Source organism: Cyclobacteriaceae bacterium, assembly GCA_030584025.1.
GTDB lineage: Bacteria > Bacteroidota > Bacteroidia > Cytophagales > Cyclobacteriaceae > UBA2336.
The window spans coordinates 3272380-3297706 of record CP129487.1 but is presented as its reverse complement, the minus strand read 5'-3'; the positions used below and the strand labels follow the sequence as shown (position 1 = coordinate 3297706).

Annotated in this window: 22 protein-coding genes, 1 tRNA gene and 1 riboswitch; of the genes, 9 read left to right on the top strand and 14 right to left on the bottom strand. The window is 43.1% G+C overall.

Going from position 1 to position 25327, the window contains the following annotated elements; translation table 11 throughout:
- The first annotated feature begins 60 nt into the window (after positions 1-60).
- Positions 61-939 carry a YicC/YloC family endoribonuclease gene (locus tag QY309_14835; GenBank protein ID WKZ59135.1) on the top strand — a complete coding sequence of 293 codons (879 nt, stop codon included), beginning with the start codon at positions 61-63 and terminating at the stop codon, positions 937-939.
- On the opposite strand, the gene QY309_14830 is transcribed toward QY309_14835, so the two are convergent.
- Together QY309_14830 and QY309_14825 are read right to left on the bottom strand one after the other, a co-directional pair.
- A complete protein-coding gene (locus QY309_14830) occupies positions 934-1929 on the bottom strand; it encodes a D-glycerate dehydrogenase (GenBank protein ID WKZ59134.1) in 996 nt (331 codons plus the stop codon). The genes QY309_14835 and QY309_14830 overlap by 6 nt on opposite strands.
- A gap of 157 nt (positions 1930-2086) precedes the next feature.
- Positions 2087-3820 carry a WYL domain-containing protein gene (locus QY309_14825; GenBank protein WKZ59133.1) on the bottom strand — a complete coding sequence of 578 codons (1734 nt, stop codon included), beginning with the start codon at positions 3818-3820 and terminating at the stop codon, positions 2087-2089.
- Positions 3821-3963: 143 nt separating this feature from the next.
- Between QY309_14825 and QY309_14820 the strand changes: the two genes are divergently transcribed.
- From QY309_14820 to QY309_14795, 6 genes are all read left to right on the top strand, one after another.
- Positions 3964-4048 (top strand) — tRNA-Tyr (locus QY309_14820).
- 649 nt (positions 4049-4697) lie between these two features.
- The gene (locus tag QY309_14815) at positions 4698-5798 is read left to right on the top strand and encodes a slipin family protein (protein WKZ59132.1); all 1101 of its coding nucleotides are present in this window, start codon (positions 4698-4700) and stop codon (positions 5796-5798) included.
- A gap of 271 nt (positions 5799-6069) precedes the next feature.
- Positions 6070-7473, top strand: a complete 1404-nt coding sequence (locus QY309_14810; protein WKZ59131.1) for an RtcB family protein — start codon at positions 6070-6072, stop codon at positions 7471-7473.
- Positions 7474-7495: 22 nt separating this feature from the next.
- Positions 7496-8959 (top strand): hypothetical protein, encoded by a 1464-nt coding sequence (locus QY309_14805; protein ID WKZ59130.1) that lies wholly within the window; start codon positions 7496-7498, stop codon positions 8957-8959.
- The gene (locus QY309_14800) at positions 8952-9698 is read left to right on the top strand and encodes a nucleotidyltransferase domain-containing protein (GenBank protein WKZ59129.1); all 747 of its coding nucleotides are present in this window, start codon (positions 8952-8954) and stop codon (positions 9696-9698) included. Before QY309_14805 ends, QY309_14800 begins: the two co-directional genes overlap by 8 nt.
- On the top strand, positions 9695-10756 hold the full coding sequence (locus QY309_14795) for a nucleotidyltransferase domain-containing protein (GenBank protein ID WKZ59128.1): 1062 nt from the start codon (positions 9695-9697) through the stop codon (positions 10754-10756). The genes QY309_14800 and QY309_14795 overlap by 4 nt, the downstream gene beginning before the upstream one ends.
- Here the strand turns inward: QY309_14795 and QY309_14790 are convergent.
- Complete coding sequence (locus QY309_14790; protein ID WKZ59127.1) at positions 10744-11031, bottom strand: hypothetical protein; 288 nt, start codon at positions 11029-11031, stop codon at positions 10744-10746. The two genes, QY309_14795 and QY309_14790, sit on opposite strands and share 13 nt — an antisense overlap.
- 84 nt (positions 11032-11115) lie before the next feature.
- On the opposite strand from QY309_14790, the gene QY309_14785 reads away from it, so the two are divergent.
- Both QY309_14785 and QY309_14780 read left to right on the top strand, forming a co-directional pair.
- The gene (locus tag QY309_14785) at positions 11116-12384 is read left to right on the top strand and encodes an Nramp family divalent metal transporter (protein ID WKZ59126.1); all 1269 of its coding nucleotides are present in this window, start codon (positions 11116-11118) and stop codon (positions 12382-12384) included.
- A 30-nt stretch (positions 12385-12414) separates the two neighbouring features.
- Positions 12415-13350 carry a hypothetical protein gene (locus QY309_14780; GenBank protein ID WKZ59125.1) on the top strand — a complete coding sequence of 312 codons (936 nt, stop codon included), beginning with the start codon at positions 12415-12417 and terminating at the stop codon, positions 13348-13350.
- 31 nt (positions 13351-13381) lie between these two features.
- On the opposite strand, the gene QY309_14775 is transcribed toward QY309_14780, so the two are convergent.
- The 11 genes from QY309_14775 to fabG form a co-directional block, all read right to left on the bottom strand.
- Positions 13382-14542, bottom strand: coding sequence for a formimidoylglutamase (locus QY309_14775; protein ID WKZ59124.1), 1161 nt, complete (start codon positions 14540-14542; stop codon positions 13382-13384).
- A 161-nt stretch (positions 14543-14703) separates the two neighbouring features.
- Complete coding sequence (locus QY309_14770) at positions 14704-15789, bottom strand: hypothetical protein (protein ID WKZ59123.1); 1086 nt, start codon at positions 15787-15789, stop codon at positions 14704-14706.
- A 100-nt stretch (positions 15790-15889) separates the two neighbouring features.
- Positions 15890-16438, bottom strand: coding sequence for a hypothetical protein (locus QY309_14765; protein WKZ59122.1), 549 nt, complete (start codon positions 16436-16438; stop codon positions 15890-15892).
- A gap of 120 nt (positions 16439-16558) precedes the next feature.
- The gene (gene nqrF / locus QY309_14760) at positions 16559-17857 is read right to left on the bottom strand and encodes an NADH:ubiquinone reductase (Na(+)-transporting) subunit F (protein ID WKZ59121.1); all 1299 of its coding nucleotides are present in this window, start codon (positions 17855-17857) and stop codon (positions 16559-16561) included.
- A 110-nt stretch (positions 17858-17967) separates the two neighbouring features.
- Positions 17968-19197, bottom strand: coding sequence for a homoserine dehydrogenase (locus QY309_14755; protein ID WKZ59120.1), 1230 nt, complete (start codon positions 19195-19197; stop codon positions 17968-17970).
- 5 nt (positions 19198-19202) lie between these two features.
- Positions 19203-20381 carry a PLP-dependent aspartate aminotransferase family protein gene (locus QY309_14750; GenBank protein ID WKZ59119.1) on the bottom strand — a complete coding sequence of 393 codons (1179 nt, stop codon included), beginning with the start codon at positions 20379-20381 and terminating at the stop codon, positions 19203-19205.
- A 31-nt stretch (positions 20382-20412) separates the two neighbouring features.
- Complete coding sequence (metX, locus tag QY309_14745; GenBank protein WKZ59118.1) at positions 20413-21453, bottom strand: homoserine O-acetyltransferase; 1041 nt, start codon at positions 21451-21453, stop codon at positions 20413-20415.
- A gap of 18 nt (positions 21454-21471) precedes the next feature.
- Complete coding sequence (locus tag QY309_14740; protein WKZ59117.1) at positions 21472-22797, bottom strand: O-acetylhomoserine aminocarboxypropyltransferase/cysteine synthase; 1326 nt, start codon at positions 22795-22797, stop codon at positions 21472-21474.
- Positions 22798-23072: 275 nt separating this feature from the next.
- Positions 23073-23185, bottom strand: a riboswitch (SAM riboswitch).
- Between the two features lie 220 nt (positions 23186-23405).
- A complete protein-coding gene (locus QY309_14735; GenBank protein ID WKZ59116.1) occupies positions 23406-23843 on the bottom strand; it encodes a hypothetical protein in 438 nt (145 codons plus the stop codon).
- Positions 23844-23847: 4 nt separating this feature from the next.
- Positions 23848-24294 carry a DinB family protein gene (locus tag QY309_14730; GenBank protein WKZ59115.1) on the bottom strand — a complete coding sequence of 149 codons (447 nt, stop codon included), beginning with the start codon at positions 24292-24294 and terminating at the stop codon, positions 23848-23850.
- Positions 24295-24298: 4 nt separating this feature from the next.
- The gene (fabG, locus tag QY309_14725; protein ID WKZ59114.1) at positions 24299-25045 is read right to left on the bottom strand and encodes a 3-oxoacyl-[acyl-carrier-protein] reductase; all 747 of its coding nucleotides are present in this window, start codon (positions 25043-25045) and stop codon (positions 24299-24301) included.
- Positions 25046-25327 lie beyond the last annotated feature (282 nt).

Sequence of the window (25327 nt, the reverse complement as noted above, 5' to 3'; positions counted from 1 at the left end):
CATTCTCCATTCGTTTGCAGATTCCCTTACCTTTGCTGACTGCAAACTTCGTATTCTATTATGATAAAATCCATGACTGGCTTTGGCCAGGTAACTACTGATAACAGTACGCTAAAGATCAGCGTAGAAGTAAAGAGCCTGAATTCAAAGTTTCTGGATTTGGGTTTGCGCCTTCCAAAAACATTTTCAGATAAGGAGCTTGAACTTCGCAACCTGGTAAGCGAGAAGTTGGAGCGTGGAAAAGTTACGTTAACCGTTGAAGTAGAACGTTACAACGAAGCTGAAGTAAAGCAAACCTACAATGAGGTTTTGTTCACTGCGTACTATAATGGGTTAAAAAAATTAGCCGATAAGGTAGTGGCGCCATATGATCAGTTGTTTGAGTTGGCATTGAATTCTCCGGATGTTATTCAGAATAAGTTAAGTGAAGAAGAAAGCGAAGAAGAATGGGTGCAAATCCGAAAGGCAATTGTTGATGCCTTGACTCAATGCGATGGTTTTCGCAAAGACGAGGGAAAAGTGCTGGAGCAAAAACTTAAGGAATATTGTGAATCCATTGCGTCATCGCTTAAGCATGTGAATGAACTGGATGCTGCGCGCGTAGACAAAGTTCGGCAGAAGCTAAAAGGTAATGTGGTTTCCTTTTTTGGTGAACAGGGTTATGATGTGAATCGATTGGAGCAGGAAATTATCTATTACATCGAAAAGCTTGATATTCATGAAGAGCGTGTGCGCCTGCAAACGCATCTGGATTATTTTCTTCAAGCTTTGAAAGAGTCACAATCTAATGGAAAGAAGTTGGGTTTTATTGCGCAGGAAATTGGACGGGAAATTAATACGATAGGCTCCAAAGCAAATGATGCCGCCATGCAAAAGCATGTGGTAGCCATGAAAGAAGAACTGGAGAAGATTAAGGAGCAGTTGGGGAATGTGTTATGATTTTCCACTTTCCAGTACCTGTGGGTTAATACAATTCGGTACTTCTTTGCGCTGGTAAAATGAAATAATGTTTTCGGCTGCAATCCGCGCCATTCCGTTACGTGCTTCAATAGTGGCGGAACCAATGTGTGGAAGAACAGCAACATTTGGCATTTCAAGCAGTGGATTGTTGGGTTTCATCGGTTCGGGGTTGGTAACATCCAATCCTGCTCCCCAGATCGCCCCTTTATTTAATGCTTCAATCAAATCGGCTTCGTTGTGCACACCCCCACGTGACGTGTTGATGAATATCGATGAAGGTTTCATCTTACTGAACACTTTCCGGTTGAACAAACCCCGCGTTTCTTCACTCAAAATACTGTGCACGGAAAGTACATCGCTTTCACGGATCAATTCTTCAAAGCTTACATATTTCGCACCAAGAAGCTTCTCAGCCTCGTGATTGCGCGAGCGATTGTGATAGATGATGTTCATGTCGAATGCACCCTTGCAACGCTTGGCCATCACCATGCCAATCCGACCCATGCCGAAAATGCCCAATGTTTTTCCGCTTAGTTGAAAGCCCAGATTTTTCAAAGGCTCAAATTGTTTCCACTCGCCACGGATGATGGCTTTGTGATTGAAAAACATTTTTCTTGAAACAGCGATCATCAAGCCAAAGGCTACATCAGCCGTGGCCTCACTCAGTACATCGGGTGTATTGCTTACCGGAATTCCAGCCAGGGAGGCAGCTTCAACGTCAATATTATCGTACCCAACAGCAAACTGACCGATGATGTCGAGATGGGGGCACTGGCTGAAGAAGTATTTATCAAGTTTGTCGACACCCAATGAGAGCAATGCACTTACCTGTTTGGCCTGTGTTATTAATTCTTGCTGCGTCATAGGGCCATCGCCTTGCCATTCCATTACTTCCAGGCCGGCATTGGTCAGCATCGTTTTGGCGATGTCGGGTATTGTGCGTGTAATCAAAACTTTTTTAGTGGACATGAGAGGAGATTCTGTTCAAAGATAGTGTTTGGCAGAGATCCAATTATGGTTCATTACATAAGTGGAACATAGGAGTATGGTGGTTATTACTGTTTTCTTGTGTGCTTTTGGTTTCAGAGAACCAATGCAGCAAAAATTGATGATGGTGGAGGAGTAATTAGTGTTGAAGAAAATCAATTTTCTCAGCCCATTTTAATCCATTTGGTAGTTCCAGTGTATTAAATTCAAGGTGTATTACTCGTCTATGCTTTTGCTTGGTTGCTTTTGATGAGGCATGTAATAGGAGTGGTTTCATAATGTGTATTCCACATATACCGACATCGCACACGAAGGGTATACTGTTCTGTGTGATCAATTGAATTTCACTCGGACTCAATTTCTTGTTGTGAGATCCGGGTACAACTTTTAATGCTCCATTCTGTTCGTTTGTATCATCCAAATGGATACGAAACGTTACAGTTTGCTGCAGTACCTCCTCAGGCGGACAGACACTGTATCCAATGGACTTTTTTGTCCAACATGTAAAACCTTCCGTCTCTATCCTCTCCTTCACGTTAATCGTTGTGTCTTGATGCCATGTTACATACCAGTTTGCTTCCGGAGACTTATCAAAATAGATGGCCTTTGTGAGAAAGAAACTTTTGCTAATTCTACTTAGAATCATTTGCAGATTAGTATTGAAGATAACTTTTGATAGCGCAGGTATTTTTATAAATACATTGCGGATTCCGTGAGGTTCAGCGTAGGAATTTTCCTTTAGATAATTGTGTATTGTTCCCTTTATAAGATTCACTTCCTTCTTTCCAAAGACATGATTGAGAATGGCGAATCCTTTATGCTCAACTTTTTTCAGGATATTTTGAAGAGAAGAGTTACTAAGTTCATATTGATAGTGATCAAGAGCGTTTTCAAATTGCTCCTTGATTCTTCTCTTAAGTCGCTCCGGGGCTACTACCTTTATTCGATCCCCAAATCCAAGTATCTCCCGCTCTAATTCAAAATTTAACTGCACACGTATTGAAAAAAGTATTCCATGATGTGAAGTCTCTACCACCTTTTGACTATGATGAAGTGGTTTTGTAAGAATGTACGGAGCAGTTTCATTATCTGCAAACAAAATTACTTCCTCAGAAGGACTATTCTCATTTACGGTTACCCCTATAACATCTTTAAAGTATAGCCCCAGATTGAAGCCGTTTGGTTGTAGATACTTTGAATTTGATGGCCGGATTTCAATAATCCGATCGAGTGCAAGTGTCATAATTGGGGCATCTTTCTTTTTTACACCCAATACAAACCACCTGTTCCGATATTCTTTCAGGTAGTAAGGATGAAATGTGAAATCATTGGCACTACGTGCTTTAAATGATTGGTAGGTGAACTCAACTGCAGTTTTATTAATAATGGCCTGATAAAGTGTATCAATATGCTCAAGGCCTTTTAAATTTTCATTTTTTTCAAAATCGATAATCGGTTCTTGCTTTGTTCGTGCTGAGTAGATTTTGTTCTCTAACCGCTGCACCATTCCACTCAACTCCTGGAAATGACTAAAACCCTTGAATTGTCGAAGAATTTCAACGACTTCTGTGAGTTTGCCCAAATCCTGATCAGTAAGTGGGATGTTGGTAATTGAGTATTCCGGATCTTCGTACGTGTAGTACTTCTTTTCCAACACAATGATTGGTGCATTGTAGCCGAGTTTATCGCTCCGCATCATCTGAATATCCATTTGAATGGATCGTCTGCTCACACCTTTGTCAATTCCTTCATATTCATAAAGTGCCTCTGAGCAAGCCTCTATCAGGTCCTCTAAAGTCCACCTACGTTGCCTGTTTCTGAGGCAATTATCAATGGTTCGATAGCGTATCAGGGCATTGCGATTAACTGGCATGTGAAAATTTTTCAAAAAAATCGTAAAAAATTCTCACTACGCAAAAAGACTGCGTAGTAGCCCCCCACCTTTGACTTGTCATTAGACGGATGACTCGGTGGGTGATCAACATGTGCGGTTGATCGCCCGTGCGGGTTTGACATGGGGATGCGCCAAAGTTGGAGAGTTGGGCTGGACTGTAAATCCAGTTTCGTTTAGAATGAATAGGTTCGAATCCTATCATCCCCACATGTTCTTTGAAACTAAAAATCTTCGACCAGACGTAATGCCTGGTTGGAAGCGGGAAAAAACAAAGGGTTAAAGACCGGATGCGGGTTTCGGTATAGCCCCATAGTACCATAATGTATTGTGTTATGATATGCTGCTTGGCCTGGCGTTGTTTTCCACCCTGTGTGTCGAGGGTTCGAATCCCTCTCCCTAAAAAGGATAGCTCAGTTGGTTAGAGCAACAGAAAAGTGGCTGCGGGTTCGAATCCCGCTCTCAACCATAAATTGAGGTAGCTCAAGGGTAGAGCACTGGATTTTAGGATCCATGTTTTCTGGAAGTTGGCCCCTTCATAAAAAAGGGTCATCCTGAAAGTCGTTCGGGATAGATCGGGTCGGGACCTTCAAAGTCAAATCCTTGTGATTTGCTGCGATGGTGCCGCCAGTCTTTTGAAAGCCTGAAGTGCGGGGATACCGCATCGTGATGTTGTTTTACTTTTCTATAGCGCAACTCATCTGATTCGCATGACTAAGGGTTATGTGATTAAGAAGACATTCCTACAGAAAACTATTTTGATGGAGCGGTGCTTAACAGCATTTCCGTTTTGAGAAGATGATCTATCACGGACTGCTTTCTTTTAATAAAGACTTTTTAACTATTAATTTTTATAACGATGAAAAGGATCAGAATTAACACCGGAAAAATCGGATTGGTGTTCAGGAATGGTAACTACAAAAGAGTGATTACCGAGGGCGTGTACTGGATACTTCCCTTTGAGGATGTGTATGTGTACGACATGTCTAAACCTTTCCATCCTTCCATCGAGTTGAACATCTTGTTGAAAGATGAACAGTTGGCAGGAATGTTGACGGTCGTTGAGGTGAAAGACAATGAAATTGCCCTGCTGTATGAGAATGGCAACTTCAAAAACGTACTTGCACCTGGCCGGTATGCTTACTGGAGGGGGGCTACCGACTTCACATTCGTAAAAGCCGACTTGAGCAAGATTGAGATTACTGAGAACATTGATGTGAATACCTTGGTAAGGAAAGAAGTTTTGCCTTACGTCAGGGTGTTCGTTGTAGAAGCCTATGAGAAAGGTATCTTGTTTGTAGACGGCAAGTTCAGCAAGGTGTTGGAGACGGGTGTCTACTACTTCTGGAAGAACCCGGTTGGCGTAACAGTAAGCAAGATCGACTTGAGACAATTGCAGTTGGAGGTATCCGGACAGGAGATTTTGACGAAAGACAAAGCTGCCTTGAGGATCAACTTTTACACGCAATACAAAGTTGTCGACATTGTGAAGGCTTTGATCGATAACAAGGATTACGAAAAGCAATTGTACGTTTTAATGCAGTTGGCATTGAGGGAGTATGTTGGTACAATGACGTTGGATGAGTTGCTGGAAAAGAAAGAGGCGATTTCTACTTATGTGTTGACGGCCTTGAAAGAAAAGGCGAGTAACCTTGGTGTAGAAATCAGAGACTGTGGTGTTCGGGATATCATCTTGCCTGGTGAAATGAAAGAGATCATGAACCAGGTGTTGGTAGCTCAGAAGAAAGCCGAAGCCAACGTGATCATGAGGCGGGAAGAGACAGCTTCTACAAGAAGTTTGTTGAACACAGCCAAGTTGATGGAAGAAAACTCCATGTTGTTCAAGTTGAAGGAGATGGAGTATGTGGAGAAGATTGCCGACAAGATCAACAGCATCTCGTTGTCAGGGGGCAACCAGATCGTTGATCAGTTGAAGGAGATCTTTGTTCCAGGAAAGTGAAAGTAAGACGAGTGCTGGAGAAATTTCAGCATCGTCTTTTATTTGGCCCAATAGCTTAAAAGGAAAAGTCTGCGGTAAAAGTTAGTCGTTCCGCAGTGTGCAGGGATGATTCCGATACAGCTACGCGCAGTATCGGATAGAATTTGCAGTTGCACCGAAATACCGCTCGAAGAAGTAAAGTAGGGAAGCGCATTTAGAGCCTTGCTGCCTGAGAAGGAATCCCGGTTCGAATCCGGGTTGGGTCACACAAATAAATGAGATAAATTTAACGATGCGTTTAACAGGAAATGATTTAAAGTCCATCGGCTTTCCGGAGAATAAAGTCATCGGGATTGCTTTGACAATTATGGAGAATCACTACATCGATTTAAGTAGGGAAGATCAACTTTCGCTCTTGAAGGAAATTCTGAAGCAACCTTCAGCATTTGAAAACAATGAGCATGTATTACCCATTGTCAAAGCACTTAGTACTCCTGTCGATTCCCTTATCGCATTGAATGAATCGCTTCCGTATGAAGTATATGGTGCTGAAGGCATAGAACAAGGTGCCATCGCACAAATGGAGACAGCGATGAAATTACCCATCTCCGTTGCGGGTGCTTTAATGCCCGATGCTCACCAGGGCTATGGGTTGCCTATTGGCGGAGTGCTGGCGACTAAGAATGCAGTCATTCCGTATGGTGTTGGTGTGGATATCGGATGCCGGATGTGCATGACTCTCTATGATCTTCCAGTTTCTTCACTGGATGAAAAGACAGCTGACTTCAAAAAGTTGTTGCTGAACAATACTCAGTTTGGTCGGTCTACTTTCAAAAAACCAAAGGATCACGAAATATTTGAGCGAAAGGAATTCAGCGAGATCGCCATTGCACGCGATATGAAAGACCGTGCCTGGCAACAGATCGGTACCTCCGGTGGTGGAAATCACTTCGTGGAATTTGGTATAGTGGAGATTACGAGTGCCATCAACGAATACAATTTGCCTGTAGGGCAATACGTGGCATTGCTTTCACATTCCGGTTCACGTGGACTGGGTGCAACCATAGCTGGCCACTATACGAAAATAGCCATGGAAACCTGTAAGCTGCCACAGGAAGCAAAGCACCTGGCATGGCTTGACCTGAACACAGAAGCCGGACAGGAATACTGGTTGGCTATGAACCTGGCTGGTGACTATGCTTCGGCCTGTCATCACCAGATACATGAACGTATGGCGATTGGCTTACGCGAAACTCCGCTTGCTATGATTGAGAACCATCACAACTTTGCATGGAAGGAAAAAGATGCAGATGGCAATGAAGTGATTGTTCACCGGAAGGGTGCCACACCGGCTGGTAAAGGTGTGTTGGGAATTATCCCCGGCTCAATGGCGACACCTGGGTTCATTGTACGCGGTAAAGGACTGGCTGCCTCCATCAACTCAGCCTCACATGGAGCAGGCAGAACGATGTCGCGAACGAAAGCGAAGCAAACCATTTTGCCTGGTCATGTTAAGAAATTCCTGAAGCAGGCAGGCGTTGAACTGATCGGCTCCGGTTTGGATGAAGCGCCAATGGCCTACAAAGACATTCACCAGGTGATGGAGTATCAGAAAGACTTGGTGGAAGTGCTCGGCACCTTTATGCCGAAGATTGTACGAATGTGTGGTGATGAGAAGTTTCAGGAGGTGGATTGACCTTTAAAAATTTTAATATACCATGAAAGAGAGAGAGCTAGTAGGAGAATGGTTTTTACCAGGTTCAAATTTGAAACTTTCAGGTCAACTCTTAATTGATTATGAAAAGAGAAAAATAGAGCTTGTTCTATATGGAACTCATTATATCGAAGATCTGAAAATCAACTTAAGTGACCATAACAATCACTCGGAATTTGAACATAGTATCATTTTGGGTAATACTCATTTTGAAAGTGTTTCAATTATTAATTGCAGATGGATACTAACTAAACCTCTTGGAAAAGACTTTTATGAAGTGCGTTACAAAGGCAGCATGGTCTTGCATCGAGTTCATGTCAACAAACTTGGCGATTTAAGAATATCTAAGGCCTTACTTAAGTTTCCTTATCTCTCTTCATGGTATGATGGCACTGAGAGTCCATTCAAACTGAATTATGAAATAGATAGGATTCCAAATTCAACCAGTAGGCTTGTTGAAATAAGCAAAAATCTAAAATTCAATTTTATTGACAGTTTTCAAAAGCGTGATATAAAATTTGGAGTATCATATCAGACGAATTTTGAAAAGCTTCTGGAGTTTGAGTACAATGATTTCATTGACTTTGATGAATTACTCAGGGATGCTGTTAGATTCTGTAAACTTCTTGAGTTTTCTATTCGCAAGAAAATCCAATACAAGATCTTTTCTATTACGGTTGGCTCTTCTTGTTTAGCAAAATCTGATTCAAAGGTAAATGATTCAGAATGGGTTCGTGTATCCATGACATTTTTCGATTCGTATAGCAGTGCTGAGCTCATTGATAAGCATGACATTCATCAAAACTTCATGCTTATTAGCGCATGGGTCTTACCACAAAATGAGCTAGATCACATTATCCAAAAATGGTATTCTAATGAGGCATTCTTCTCAATCTATGATTACTATCTTGACTCTCATAATTGGTTTGAGGGAACGGGAGCTGTTCTTACTAGTGTTATGTTTAACAATAGATTTTTAAACTTGATTCAAGCACTTGAATCATACCATAAGAAAATTGACATAGAATATATTCGAAATGTCGATAACTATAACGCTAATAAGTCCAAGATAACCCAATTATTAAATGGTGATTTAACGCTCATCAACTGGTTTAATGATTCTATAAAAGGACCGCGCGAAAATTTTAATCTTCGCGAGAGATTACAGGGTTTACTTTCTAAAGTAGAACCAATTATACAACACGTGCTCGGCACAAATAATTTCTTCCTATCATTCCCTGACAAAGCAAAGGAGTATAGACATAAATTATCTCATGGTGATATTGAAGGAATGGATCTTGGACAACCGCTTGTCCTTTTATTTTATCAAGCCCAATTCATTCTTACTCTATTAATATTAGGAACATTTAATTTTAATGAAAAAGTAATAGTAAAGCTTATTAAACACAATCAAAACTGCATACGAGATCTTAACGAGATCATACTTAGAATGAAAAAGAATGACTGAGGCAATACATCAAAGACTGGACTCCATTAGATTAGACTTTAGGGTCAATATATTACATGCCTGCGAATCCGGAAGCCGCGCATGGGGCTTTGCTTCGCCTGATAGCGACTATGATGTTCGCTTTATTTATATTCATAAAAGAGATCACTACCTGAGCATTGATGAGCCTCATGATGTAATTGAACTGCCCATCAGTGATCTGCTGGATATAAATGGCTGGGAGCTAAGAAAGGCATTACGACTATTTCGAAAATCAAATGCTCCGCTTTACGAATGGTTGCAATCTCCCATCGTGTATCAATCTGATCCGGATTTCATTGAATCACTAAGAGGATTGATGAGTACCTACTTTTCACCCCGGGCTATGATGCATCACTACCTTAGCATGGTTAACAATGTAATGAACAATGACCTGTCAGGAATTGAAGTGAAACTAAAAAAGTATTTCTATGCCCTGCGGCCCATACTGGCAAGCCGCTGGATTGCCGAGTACAACGAAGTGCCTCCTATGGAATTTGCAAAGCTTCGTGTGTTGCTGGATAAAGACCTTCATACAATAATTGATGACCTGTTGGCGAAGAAAGCAACCGTGGATGAGAAGTTTGCCATCAACCCCATTATGGAAATCCATCGCTGGCTTGATAGCCAACTTGCTTATTGTGAAAGCCGGATTCCGGATGCTTCACGATCATCGGACTCAGAGCCATTGAATGAATTGTTCAGAAAATTCATACTATGACACTCGAGCAGCTTCAAAACAATGAGCATCTACTTCTGAAATGTATCAGCGGTAGTCATGCGTATGGACTGGCTCTGCCTCATTCAGATACTGATATCAAAGGCGTTTTTGTTCTTCCGAAAACCGAATTTTACGGGCTGGCTTATACCGATCAAATCAACAATGCCACAAACGATGAAATGTATTATGAGGTCAAGAAATTCATTGATCTGCTTTTAAGGAATAATCCCAATATCCTCGAGTTATTGAGCACACCAGAGGATTGTATTCTCTACAAGCATCCTGTTATGGATCTGATTAAACCGGAGATGTTCTTGTCTAAATTATGCAATCAAACCTTTGGGCAGTACGCGTATGCGCAGATCAAAAAAGCACGTGGATTAAACAAGAAGATACTTAACCCCATCGATGAAAAGCGGAAAAATATTCTCAATTTTTGTTATGTCGTTCATGGATATAAATCTATCCCGGCATCAGTTTGGCTTGACCAACAAAACTACGCGCAGCAAGAGTGCGGACTTGTACGCATAGATCACATGCGGGAGATTTATGCGGTCTTCCATCAATCACAAACTGATAAGAAGCTCAGTGGCTTCTATTCTGACGACCATGCCGATGATGTTTCCCTGAGTTCTGTGCCCGAAGGACTCAGCCCTAAAGCTATACTCCATTTTAACAAAGATGGATACTCTGTCTACTGTAAAGAGTACAAGCAATATTGGGAATGGGTGAAGGAACGAAATGATGAACGCTACGAGAATACGATCAGTCATGGGAAAAACTATGATGCAAAAAACATGATGCATGTATTTCGTTTGTTGAATATGGCTGAGGAAATAGCCCTCCAGAATAGGGTAAATGTAAGGCGACCGGAGCGCGAATGGTTGTTGCGCGTTCGTGCTGGTCAGTACATGTATAATGATTTATTGCAGCAGGCTGAGACTAAAATTCAGACAATAGCAGAATTGTTTAAAAAGTCGAATTTGCCAGAACAGCCAGATCATCACTACGCTGAGGAATTACTGATTAGAATACGGAATGAGTTTTATTCGAAGTAGACTTTCCCTACCCCATCCTCCGGATGTAATCCCATTACCGCATCGTGACATTGTTCGCAGTAAAATCCCAACTCCCTTCCGGATCGCTGGTCATCATTCCGGCTGATGGTAACACAAGTAGCCAAGTCGTAGCGTGATTTTAATTTTTCAACATCCAGTACGCAATCATAGTAAACCCATTCACGGCAGTTGTCCGACCAGGGCTGACCGCGATAGGTTTCTTTAATGCCTTTTGATTTGAGTTCGTTTTCCAATTCGGCTAGATGTTCACACATGATTTTGAATTTATTCTCCTTCAATATAGCAAACCAACTTCTATTTCTATTTGAGAAAACTTATCTTACAAGATCAAGTTGTGTATGCGCCCACCCTCCAAACTCTCCAGCGTTATCCTGTACTCGGTTATTTCAGCTGCGTTTATCGGGCCGGGCACCATTACAACGGCTATTACTGCGGGGGCAACGCATCAGCTTCAGTTGTTGTGGGCGGTGGCATTGGGTACACTGGGTTGTTTGCTGCTACAGGAAACATCCGCACGTATTGTAATCAGCAGTGGATTAAATCTCGGGCAAGCTTCACAAAAGTGCTTTGGTAATACATGGGGCAAAGCCCTGATGGTATTGGTGGGCGTTACGGTAATGCTGGGTTGCGCTGCGTATGAAGCTGGAAATATGCTGGGCGCTGTTTCCGGATTAAACCTGCTCACTTCAGTTGATGTGAAAATACTTACGGTGATGGTGGCGGCCGCCTCATTTGTGGTGCTGTGGACGAACAAGCGGCAGGTGATATCGTGGTTGATGACCGTATTGGTAGGATTAATGGGCGTTGCCTTTTTTATTCTTGCCCTCCAACAACCGTTCTCGATTAAAGATGTTTTGACACATACGGTTATGCCTTCGTTTCCTTCTGGTAGTGCATTGCTCATACTTGGACTGATAGGCACTACCATTGTACCGTACAATATTTTTTTGGGATCAGGCATCAGCAAGGGGAAAACGATTCCGTTAATGCGCATCGGCCTCACGGTTTCGGTTTTGGTGGGCGGTTTGATTACCGCAGCCATTCTGATTGCCGGTACTTCGGTGCAGGCGTTTTCTTCTTTTCCTGAATTGGCAGATTCGCTCCATGAAAAACTTGGACCGGTAGGTTCACTTGCCCTGGGGGTTGGGTTGTTTGCAGCAGGATTTTCTTCTTCCATCACAGCACCGTATGCTTCCTCGATTATTGCTTCAACCGTTTTTGGATGGGAAGATCAACGCAGGTTGCGGTTGGTGTGGGGCACCGTGTTGTTTGTTGGCTTTTTGTTCGGCATTAGTGGCATAAAGCCGATACCGGTAATCCTTACCGTACAGGCATTGAATGGATTGATGCTGCCGTTGTTGGTGGCGTTGCTCATCATGGTGGTCAACCAACGATCTGTGAATTCAACTTCCCACCTACCAAGCCTTTTCTACAATTTGCTGTTGTTACTCATGTTGGGCAGCGTAGTGTTGATTGGCTTGAATCAGGTGGAGAAAGCTTTACTTTCATTGAACATGATATCCCAAAGTTATTTCAAGGTGTTGGTTTGGTGCAGTGGGGTGTTGGTGGTTGTAATGGGAGGGTGGGTGTACAGAGCTCGAATATGATATTAATAAATGGACTTAACGAATAGCTCAATGAGATTATTAATTCTTGCAGTAGCCCTGTTTCTTTCTTGCTCCAAAGAGAGATCGCAGATAGACTTTGCTAATGAAGAACAAGTTGTTGATTCAAATGAACTTGATTCTACGGCAGTTAGATCAAACTATGAAAACAGTAAAGCGAAATTAATTGATGACTCAACAACATATATCGGCTTTGTGCAGCATTTCTATTTTTTGGAAAATAATGAAATATTCACAGAGCTTTACTTCAATCGACCAATTAATACTTGGGAGGAATATGATAGTATATCAAAGTTATCCGAAAGAGTATATAGAGATGATGAGAACTCAAGAAATATAATTTCGACTAAGATTGCTTCTGCAAATTTTGACATAAGAGGATTAGACAGAATTTGGCTTTACGACTCCAGTAATAAGCAAATTAACAGTGAGATAAAACTAAAGAGCTTTGAATTTCTTGATCAAAGCATATCACCTGTTTTCATTGCGGTTTATGAAACTACAACTAAGCAAAAAACAGCGACATATTGTATTGGCGGGATTAAGCCCAAATTTGATGACTTAGCGATACAAAGTATTATTGAAGAAGAAATTATTTCGGAAATTGAACAGAGTTTCTTGGAACATGAAGTTTCAATAACTAATGGCATTGAGCATTTTCAATATATCCTAAACAATGAATTGATTTTAACAATTTCAAACACAGATCAGAAGACATTTATTCATAAAACTGCAAACAGTCAAACGAATGAAATTTATGTAATGGGTGATCCTGGAAACATTGTTCAGGTTCAAGTAATTCCTATTTTAATAATGGATATGCCAATCTTACTCTGCGAGGTTGTGAAGCCTGATACCGATATGTTTTGGTCGGAAGTGTTGGTCTATAATGGAGAGCGCTATCAAAAAGTACAAAATCAACGAATAAAAATAGCTAATAGTAATTAGTCTCGTTAGGGACGCCTGAACTTCCTCAACTCTAACTCAACTTCGCTACCATACTGATATACCGCTCAGGCACTTCACCTTTGGTAGCGGTTTGGTAATCGTTGTAGCTGCAGGGCACAATGCTGTTGCGTGCATAGCGTTCAAAGCCGCCCGGGTAGGGCACTTCCATCCACCAGCGCTCGCTGAACTTACTCTTGTAAAACGTAATGGTTTCAGTTTCTACCGGCATGGCCACCACGTATTTTAAAAAGTCGTTGCTTTTGAAGTTTTGTTCTTTTTTACGGTGGTAGTATCCTTCAATAAAATACCACACCATGGTGGCTACTACGCTGGCTGTTTTTTTGTGTGCATCATCAAGCTCCGGGTTGTATTCATAAAAGCCAACCGAACTTAGTTTTTCGTTTTGTCCGGCATACCAGCAAATCTGGCAGGCTTCTTCACCGGTTAGTCCGAAAGGTTGAGCGTTTGCATTGCCGGGCGCATCAGCAGATTTAATAGCGGTGATGTCGAACGAAAGCATGTCGGCATTGCGGATGACGGGCTCCATCTCTTGCAGGTTAGTTCGCATCTGGCCAATACGAAAAGCCTCGAAATACAGTTTTTCCAGTACAGCTACCGAAAGCTGATCGATAAGATAACTTTGATAGGCGAGATGTGTGTAGCTAAATAGATAATTCGGTTCATGCAACAATACTTTATGAATGTGTTGCTTTTGAGCGGGTGCTTCGCGATCCTCATCTAAATCCAGAAATGCATCTACATTTAAAAAGCTGATGAGCTTTTCCATGGTTTCGTAGGCGGCATACTGGCCGTAATCCAGATCGTGCGAGCCGCCCAGGATGATGGGCAGTACGTTGTTTTCCAACAATATGCGACACACCTCGCTGATGCGCGTATAGGTTTCCTGTAAGTCATGTCCCGGTTTTAAATTTCCCAGGTCAACAATGCGGTACTTGCCACTGCCTTTTTTTAGGGCATACAGTTTTTTCCTGATTTCATCTGCGGCTTTTGATGTGCCCGTATTGTTTCCGGCTCCCCGGTTCTCCGTTACGCCAATCAGGGCGATGTGCGAATCTTTATAGTTGGGCATTTTTTCACCAAAGAACCGGATACTTTTATAAAAGGAGGATGAAGAAGTAATATTCGAATAAATGGATTCGTCAAGCGGGGAGAAAAAGATGGTTAAATCCATAGCGATTAAAAATATGGGTGAAGATAGACAGAATTGAAAACACCTTCCTCATGGATATAAATAAATTAAGCCTGCCAGAGTGGGCACCCTTAACCACGGTTTCCACACCCCGACAAGCTTAAACACTCAACCTGTTTATTTTTAAGAACTTTATTTAGATGCTATAATCGATACGCATACGAGAGTGATACCAGGTAATCGGCAAAGGCGGCATCGCCATGTTGGTAGGTTCCCAACACCTCAGTTCTACGTTTATCCAGTACACTTTGTGTGCGGTTACGCTCCAATGCAATGGGGCAATTCACATCAAATGTGTGCTTACCGGATGAGTAGGTGATGGCTGGCTCAAGGGAGATGATGTAGCCCGGCCTCCTGAATCCGTCACTCTTGCCAAAAACATCTTCAACCGGAATGCCCTCGTATCTTCCGCCCAATGCGAATTGAAATTTATTTACCAAATACCGGCCGCCTAACCGGAATAAGAATTGATCAACCACCGACATTTCATTGGAGAGTGGAATGTTGTTCACCAGGTTTGGGCTACGCAACGTGCCATTTGTGTTGCGGGGGTTGAACATATACATACCCGTAGCAAATACCTGGAAGTTTCTTCCTACTTGCTGCGCGAAATCAAACTCAATAATAGCGCCAGTGCCGCCATCACCCGGCTGAATGGACTGATCTACCGCACGGAGTACCAGTGTGTCTTGCCCCTGTGATCCAGTCTTGTGAAAATAATCTTCATAGTTGTAATTACCTGTCGGCAGTTTAACACCTAAACCAACCGTAAGAAATGTTTTATGATTCGAGGGTAGAACATTGTAATATCCGCTGATGCGCATATCGCCCAGCCCTTTCGATGAGGTGTGGTAACGTTCCCCGCTGTTGTTGCCCTTATGTTCATATAAGGATGAGCGATCAATGAATAGGTACGGTATCGTTACTGCCGCACTTATTCTATTATTAAATGAGTACAACACGCCAAGCAGAATGGAGTTATCGTGGTTGATTACCTCTGTTCCATTTTCTACGCGTTCTTTTTCTTCGTGGTCGCCACGAAAATGTTTATACGATTCGAAGAACCGGTAGTTTAGTGAGAGCTGCCACTTGGAGTTGGCGGTACTGTCATATGTTAATGAACAGCTCGACATGTTTCGCACGGCTACACAGCCTTGTGCCTGTACGAAGTGTGTGGTACTTGCCAATACAGCAAGCAATATTAGTGGATACGTAAATATTTTTTTCATAGTAGTGTTTGCAGGTTTAAAATGGGGTACATAGTTGCGTACACAAACGCACACTAGCCCAAAGGCTTGCGTGGATTGTGGCAACACAAAAATCAATACGTTAGCAAACCTGCTTTGGAGGGGGCGAGAAAACCGGAAGGGTTATTTCGGGGATGAACAGCTGCATGTTTCCAAAGGGGGCATTTCTGCTCCAACCTGTATCCTGATGGGCCAGGTCTAGTTTTGGAAGCGGTTCATAATCTTTAATTATCTTACCAATGATGCTTATCGGAGATTTTGAGGATAATGGAATATCGTTTGAGACTTTAGCAAAGTCTGCAAGCGCAGCTGAAATACTTTTAGCTTTTACATCTTTATAACATACAATGTACAGGGTATCACCATCGAGTTTGTGTTTTACCAGTTTGAAAAATTCACCTTTGTACTCAAACTCACCATTAACCCGTTCAAATCCGTTTGCATATACCGGGTAGGGAAGGGTAACTGGAATTTTAATGGTCAGGGTTTCTTCTTCGGCATACTCGCCCGAATCAAAGAGCTGCGCCAGTTTTTTATTCGATTGATGTTTCAGGGCAACAAAAACCAGGTAATAACCTCCTGTATAAAAAAGGAGGAGTAACAGAAAGAATATGGCAAAAGCCTTTTTCACGGGTCGGGTTTGGATTAATCTAAATAAGCAAATCGAAACCTGATTTCAAACACTACCAAAAGGAAGAGGGCACCACAAACGATTGCAATGCCCTCTTATGCTTGTTTTTTGTTTTATGAATTAGCCGCCAAAGTCGTCAAAGCGGATGTTTTCTTTTGGTGTACCCATATCATCCAGCATTTTCAGCACGGCTGCGTTCATCAACGGAGGACCGCACAGGTAGAATTCAATGTCTTCTGGAGCCGGATGGTTTTTCAGGTAGTTGTCGTACAAACACTGGTGAATAAAACCAACGTAGCCATCGGCTTCTTTATCGTCTAAGCTCTTCTTTACTTTCCAGTTGTCTTCCGGAAGGGGTTCAGACAAACCAATGTTGAACTGGAAGTTCGGGAACTCCTGCTCAATCTTGCGGAAGTGTTCTACGTAGAAAAGTTCTTTTTTGGAGCGGCCACCATACCAATACGAAACCTTACGATTTGTCTTTTCAGTATGGAACAGGTGGAAAATCTGCGCACGCAATGGAGCCATACCGGCACCACCACCAATGTACACCATTTCGCGCTGGGTAGGGTTGATGTGGAATTCACCGTACGGACCGGAGATGGTTACCTTGTCGCCTGGCTTGCGGGAGAATACATACGAAGAACAAATACCCGGATTTACATCCATCCATTTATTGTTGGCACGATCCCACGGTGGCGTGGCAATACGGATGTTCAACATCACAATATTTCCTTCTGCCGGGTGGTTGGCCATTGAATATGCGCGGAAGATGGGCTCATCGTTTTTCATTTTCAGATCCCACAGCTTGAACTTATCCCAATCACCCTGGAATACATCGGGTTTGTGGCCCAACTCCGGGTGCGGAGTGATGTCCATGGTTTTGAAATCCACATTTATGGAGGGAACGTCAATCTGAATGTATCCACCAGCCTCAAAGTTCAGCGTTTCGCCCGGAGGCAACTTCACTACAAATTCTTTAATAAAAGTCGATACGTTATAGTTCGACACCACTTCGCATTCCCACTTCTTGATACCGAAAATTTCTTCGGGTATGCGGATGCGCATATCCTGCTTTACTTTTACCTGGCAGCTCAGGCGTACATGGTCGGCCTTTTCCTTACGGCTTAAGTGGCCCATTTCAGTGGGCAACACATCACCACCTCCGTCTTCCACCACGCACTTGCACATGGCACAGGTTCCGCCACCGCCACAGGCTGATGGAATGAAGATTTTCTGGTTGGCTAGGGTTGTTAACAGGGAGGAACCGGCAGAAACGGTAATCGGGTTTTGCTCGTCTCCGTTAATAAAGAGCCGTACCGGGCCCGACTGCACCAGTTTCTTCTGGGCAAACAAAAGCAGGGCAACCAGCAATAAAATAATGAAAGTAAAGGCGAGAATAGACGCTGCAATGACCATGTAAAATCAAGTTTTATGGGTCACAAATATATTGCTCCCAAGGGTGAAACTGCATATAAAAACACAGTTTTTTGCCCTGATGTTCATCATGTTCAAGTTGCAGCGTTATTTCAGGCGGCAGAGTATGTCAACACTTCACTTTTTTCAGTTTTGGTGATAAACCGGGCCTCTGGGGAAAGGATAATCCCTACGTTTTCCCAGGTTGCCCAGTCCGCCAGTTTTTTCAGGCTTACCCGACCCAGCATGTAATGCTGCCCGTTGGAGGCATAGCCCGATTGAAATTCTTCAAAATCCTGAATAGAAATGGCCGTACCATGCGGGAACCGGACGAACGCTTCGATGGAGGTTTCGTTCGAAAAGTCCAGGTTGGCTTGCTGGTGCAGTTTTTTGTACTCGTACCGGTAGTCGTAAGTCAGGGCTGAAATGTCCGACAGTACAGCAGAACCGGTGGGGTAGCTGCCCGCACCTTTTCCTACAAATAGCTGCTTTTCCGAAAAAGCGCCTTGTACGGTTACCGCATTGTACTCGTTGCGTACGGAACTCAGGGGATGATGCGGATCAACGAACTGCGGGGCGACTAATCCAAATACTTCGTTACCGGATTTAATGGCGCGCGCTACCAGTTTAATGCCATAGCCTTTCTCGCGTGCAAATTTTAGATCCAGATCGCTGATGCCATCAATGCCGATGTTGAAAATGTGCTCCGGCTTAACGAATACACCAAACGCATGCGCGATCGCAATCACCAGTTTAAATTTTGGATCAAACCCTTTTACATCCAGGCTGGGGTCACTTTCAGCAAAGCCAAGGTCCTGTGCCTGGCGAAGTGCATCGGCATAGTTTTTACGCTCTTCAAAAACTTTGGTAAGGATGTAGTTGGTAGATCCGTTGAAAATCCCTTCAATGCCTGAGATCAAATCGTTGTCGTAGTATTCTTCAAGGTTGCGTAAGATGGGGATGCTGCCACACACGGCTCCTTCATACAATACAGATTTATTGTATTGCTGTTGGAGGTGAAAAATTTCTTCCAGGTTTTCGGCTAACATTTTTTTGTTGGCGGTTACTACGTGCTTCCCGTTTTGCAACGCTTTTTTTACGATGGTAAATGCGGCTGAAGCGTCATCAATTAACTCCACCACCACATCAATCTCCGGGTCAAGTAAAATATCTTCTGCGTTGAGTGTAAAAAAATGATCAGGCAATGAACGCTTTTTGTTTGGGTTCTTTACGCAGATCTTTTTTATCTCTGCTTTTATGCCCTTTGTTTCATGCAACACGTGATAAAGGCCCTGACCCACGCAACCAAATCCGAACAGGCCTAACTTTAAATTCTTTTTCATACTGATTAATTAAAGACTTCTACGGTTTCTCGTTTTTTTGTTTTCACAAATGCTTGTTTAATGTCAGCAATCAGGTCTTCCGCCTCTTCAATGCCACACGACAAACGGATGAGCGAATCAACAACACCTGATTGCAATCTTTTTTCGCGTGGAATGGATTTATGCGTCATCTTTGCCGGATGGCAAATGAGACTTTTTACGCCACCAAGACTTTCGGCCAGCTTGAAGTATTGGGTAGAGGTTACCAATGCAACAGCGGCCTCCTCAGTATCTTCTTTCAGTGAGAAGGAAATTACTCCTCCGTACAAGCCGTTTTGCTGCTGCTTCGCCAGCTCATGATTTTTATGCGTTGATAGTCCCGGGTAGTAAACATTCTCAACTTCTTCGCACGACTGAAGAAATTCAGCCACACGAAGTGCGGTTTTGCATTGGCGCTCAACGCGCAGCGTTACGGTTTCAATACCTCGAATAGTAAGCCAACAATCCTGTGGGCCTAAAATTCCGCCTGATGCATTTTGAATGAACTTGATTTGTTCGGCAAGTTCGGGTGTGTTCACCACTACCAATCCCGCTACTAAGTCGGAGTGACCACCCAGGTATTTTGTGCCGCTATGGATAACAATATCAGCACCCAATTTAAAAGGCTGTTGGGCAACTGGTGAGGCAAAGGTGTTGTCCACCACGACCAACGCACCTTTTGCGTGGGCGATGGAAGCAATTTTTTTGATGTCTGAAATTTTCAGTGTAGGGTTGGTGGGCGACTCCAACCATACCAGTTTTGTTTTTGAGCTGATGTAATCACGGATGTTGTCAGCATCAGTTGTGTCTACATAATGGATGGTAATACCGAACTTTTCATAGATGTGCGTAAAGAGTCGGTATGCGCCACCATAGATATCATCAACCGCTATAATCTCATCACCGGTTTTCAGGGTTTTCAATACAGCATCAATGGCGGCAAGTCCGGTGGCGAATGCGTATGCGGCAAAGCCCCCCTCCAACTTAGCCACTATGTTTTCAAGTGCAAGTCGGGTTGGGTTATTCGATCGCCCATAATCAAAGCCCTTATTAACACCAGGTGCTTCCTGCACATAGGTGGCGGTTTGATAAATGGGAACAGAAATGGAGCCGGTTAATGCATCAACCGGTACCGAGTGAATGAGATTTGTTGTTGGGTGTGGCATGTTGTTAAATGTTAAGGATTAGGGATTGAGGTCAACAGTATACTTCTTGTTTTGTGTTTAGGAATTTTTTTAGTGCGGTATTGAGTTGATCGAATTCAATCAGAAACCCGTCATGCCCATGTTTGGACCGCAGGGTAATGAGTGAGCTCTTCAAAATGTTATCCGCCAGAAATTTTTGTTCTTGTATTGGAAATAGCACATCATCGTCTACGCCAACCACCAACGCTTTGGCGCGAATGCTTTGCAGGGCAAGCAATACGTTCTTTCTTCCGCGAACTATGTTATGGCTGTCCATCGCTTTGCTAAGAACCCAGTATGTAAAGGTGTTGAATCGCAAGGCCAGTTTTTCGCCCTGGTATTGCTGATACGTAGCCGCCCGAAAGCCATCAACTTTTTCTGTACTCTTCTCCAATTGTGCCTCTGCATAGCTTTCGTAATTTCTGTACGACAGCATGGCAATGGCGCGTGCAGCTTTCAGTCCTTCGAGGCCAGCCCGTTCATGATTTTCCTTCCAGGTAGGATCGGCCTGAATGGCCAACCGTTGCGCCTCATTAAAGGCAATGCCCCACGGTGAATGAAATGCATTGCAGGCAATCGGTACGATGTGCTCAAACAGTTCATGCTGCTGAATGGCCCACTCCAATACATGCTGGCCGCCCAGTGATCCGCCAATCAGCGTATGGATTTTTTCAAACTCCAACGACTGGCGCAGCAAATCAAAAGCGCGCACAATATCCCGGTTGGTTATTGCCGGGAATGAGTGGTAAAATGGTTTACCGGTTTCTGGATTTATAGACAGTGGTCCGGTTGATCCGTAACATCCGCCCAAGGTATTGGCGCAGACAATCAGGTAATGCTGCGGATCAAATGCAGCGCCTGACTCGAATAATTCTTTCCACCACGATGTAAAATCAGAATTTCCGGTAAGTGCATGACACACCCACACCACGTTTGAACGATCGGCATTGAGTTTACCGTACAAGGTGTACCGAAGCTGGAAGCCGGGAAGGTATTCTCCCGACTCCAGTTCGAATGGTTTGTTGTAATGAAAGGTGTGTGTGTGCTTCTCCATAATTCCCGATGTATCCGATTAATTTTCTACCAACTCTTTTGCAAACACCTGCTCGAATGCTTGTTGCAGATCTGCCTTGATGTCATCAATGTGCTCCAATCCAACAGAAATGCGCAGCAGCGTAGGCAACACGCCTGTTGAAAGCTGTTCTTCTTCCGTAAGCTGTTGGTGTGTCGTTGCCGAAGGCTGAATGATCAATGTTTTCGCATCGCCCACGTTGGCCAGGTGGCTCACCAGTTTCAGACTATCGACAAATTTGGTCGCTTTTTCTTTCGTGCCTTTAATGGTGAATGAGAGCACCGCGCCAAAACCATTTTTCAAATACTTCTTCGCCAGGTTGTGGTAGGTTGAACTTTTCAGCCCTGGATAGTTTACACTTTCCACTTTCGGATGTTGCTCCAGCCATTCAGCCAGGTTCAAGGCATTATCTACTGCGCGTTGAACACGTAGCGATAAAGTTTCCAAACCCTGCAAGAAAAGAAATGAATTGAACGGACTCAGGGCGGGGCCGAAATCACGCAATCCTTCTACGCGTGCGCGGATGATGAACGCAATGTTGGGTAAGCCAAGTGGATTGCCTTCACCAAACACATCCCAAAACTTCAATCCATGATATCCTTCAGAAGGTTCAGTGAACTGTAGGAATTTACCGTTGTTCCAGTTGAAATTTCCTCCGTCAATAATCACACCACCGATAGATGTACCATGACCGCCAATCCATTTGGTAGCCGATGCCACCACCACATTGGCTCCGTGTTCGAGCGGGCGGAACAAATAGCCACCGGCACCGAATGTATTGTCGACAATCAGCGGAATGTCATGCTTCTTTGCCAGCGCAGCGATGGCTTCAAAATCCGGAATGTTAAATCCTGGATTACCAATCGACTCCAGGTAAATGGCTTTTGTGTTTTTGTCGATGAGTTTTTCGAATGCTTCCGGCTTGTCACCCTCAGCAAAGCGGGCATCAATGCCCAGGCGTTTGAACGAAACTTTAAACTGATTGTAAGTTCCTCCATACAGGAATGATGTGGTTACGAAGTTATCACCAGCTTGCAGAATGTTGTTCAGCGCAATGAACTGTGCAGCCTGACCGGAACCCACAGCTAGTGCAGCTACGCCACCTTCCAGCGCGGCAATTCTTTTTTCCAGCACATCGGTAGTGGGGTTCATGATGCGCGTGTAGATGTTGCCGAACTCTTTTAAAGCAAAGAGGTTTGCGCCATGTTCAGAATCCTTGAACGTGTACGAGGTGGTTTGATAAATGGGAACTGCGCGTGAGCGTGTTACAGGGTCAACCTCTTGCCCGGCATGAAGTTGAAGGGTTTCGAAACGATAGTTTGACATAGGTATAATTGTTTACGAGTTGATAATTGATTTTTCAAAATGGATACAGGCAGATACACGATGACCCGATGCGGTCAGTGTACTGATCGTGATGTTGTTACGCTATGAAAAAAGGATGCTTAACAACAACACGGACAACAAATACAAATACAACAAGGCTGCTGCATTCGTGTTGTCAGGTTGTTGAACAGAGATGTGAAAGGTGAAGACAACGCACGTAAGCCTTCGCGGCTTGCTTTTGAGAGTGTGTGGATGATGTTTTTCATTTTTTCATCGGTTTATAGTTCTCCTGGCACCTTGCCTTGGAGCAGGATTTAGCACCTTTTTCCACTCGGAAGGGTTGCTAGCGCGTCTTAGAGCCTGTTCTCTCAGCGCTTCTTTATAAATCGATTAAGCGATGTGCTTTCTTCGACTTGATGTTACAAACGTAGTGTGCGAAGATTTGGTTTTCAAACTTTTGTTAAAAAATTTTAAAAAAAAGATGGAAATCTTAGCGAACAATCGTTTGGTAGAATGGTTGACAATGATTTTGGCAATGACTAGTATTAGATGAGAGAGGTTCAATGCAGTGTATGATCAAACGCAATTTTGCGATAACTTTTTGTTCTCTACTTTCTCCAGAAAAAACCAATAATAATAATCAGGACAGCAGTCCCTCCAAGAACATTTCCACACATCTCAAATATATCCAATAGGCCTAGTATTTTTTCATTCTTTTCTCGTTGAGTAATCAAATTCTGGATGATAAGATGGTTTATAGTTTTACGCTCATCTTCAATTTGCTTTTTGAATTTTAGATGGGTATTTGCTAAAGAGGAATCATTAATTTCAGTAGTTGAATCTTGTGCTTGAGTTTCAATTTTTATATTTTGGATTGAGTCGAGTTTGGTCTCAAGAATTATCTGATCTCTTTCTAATTTGTCAGAACTTCGTTCTGCATTTGTTAAAATTAATGATGTTAGACTCTTCAGTATAACAAACCCAAGCAGCAAAACGGATAGTATAATTATTGCTTTAGAAGCAATATATCCCAACAATTTATTCATCGTTTTATGGTTGGTACTTCTTAATCAACTGTATCTGACCGATGTGGTAAATGTCGTGATGAATAATCCCATGAAGGAGTATAAAAAAATCGTATTTGCGGTTGGAAACTTCTTCCCAAAGTTTTTCGGAAGAGATGGTTTCGATGGCATTTAAAAGTTCAACCTGACTTTCTTCCAGTTGTTGCAAGGCACTGGCCCAGTCTGTTTCAGGCGGGAAATTTTGTTCATCGGTTAATTCAAATGTGGAGTTGCCTAGCAATCGTTTGGTTACGAACGTGCGCCAGGCAACCATGTGTAACACCAACTGAACAATGCTGTGGCTGTCGCCTATTTTCTTTTTGCAAGTATTTTCATCAATATCCCTTAACACGTCCTTCACAGAAGGTCCGTGCCAGGCTTTTCCGTAATAAACCCGCTGAATAAGTTTGCTCAGGTTTTTTATTTCGTGCATGATCTTAGGTGAGCATACCGCCATCAACCTGCAACACCTGCCCAGTAATGTAAGCCGACATATCCGAGGCTAGAAACACACACGCATCGGCAACGTCTTCGGGTTTGCCACCACGCTTTAACGGAATGGCATCGCGCCAGCTTTGCACGGTTTTCTCATCCAGCTTGCCGGTCATTTCTGTTTCAATGAAACCCGGGGCAATGGCATTTGAACGAATGCCGCGTGAACCTAGCTCCAATGCAACGGATTTTGTAAACCCGATGATTCCCGATTTTGAAGCAGCATAGTTGGCTTGTCCGGCATTTCCTTTAATACCAACCACGGAAGTCATGTTGATGATGGAACCACCTTTCTGTTTCATCATCGGTTTGGTAGCGGCTTTCACGGTATTGAAGCACGACTTCAGGTTTACGTTAATCACCTTATCCCAGGCTTCTTCATTCAGGCGAAGCAACAGATTGTCCATGGTGATGCCTGCATTGTTTACCAAAACATCCAGTGAACCGAAATCGGCAACCACATCGTTGATGAGTTTGTCGGCTTGCGCAAAATCAGAAGCATCGGAGCGATAACCCTTTGCTTTCACACCTTTGGAAGCGAGTTCAGCTTCCAACGCCTGACCTTGTTCAACGCTTGATAGGTACGTAAAGGCCACGTTGGCGCCTTGCTCAGCAAACTTAAGTGCGATTGATCTTCCTATTCCTTTAGATGCTCCGGTTACGAGTGCGGTTTTTCCTTGTAGTAGTTTCATAGTTGGTTCAAAGTGTTATGGAAAGTATCGGTAAATTTCTTTTCGATGCAGTACCCGTTCAAATATTAATGTGTCATTTTTATATTGAAGCCCAACACGGTAGTTACCAAACCTAATTTTGTAATAAGTTTGATAACCTGCTAGCTTCTCAACGTGTTCTATTTGTCTGAAAGATTTTACAGTTAAAATTTTAACAAAAAGACTAATTTTTCAATTCTACCGCGATCATCTGATGGTAAAGCGGCCAAGTCTTTCAAAAATTTCTTGTTGTAGAGGACTTTC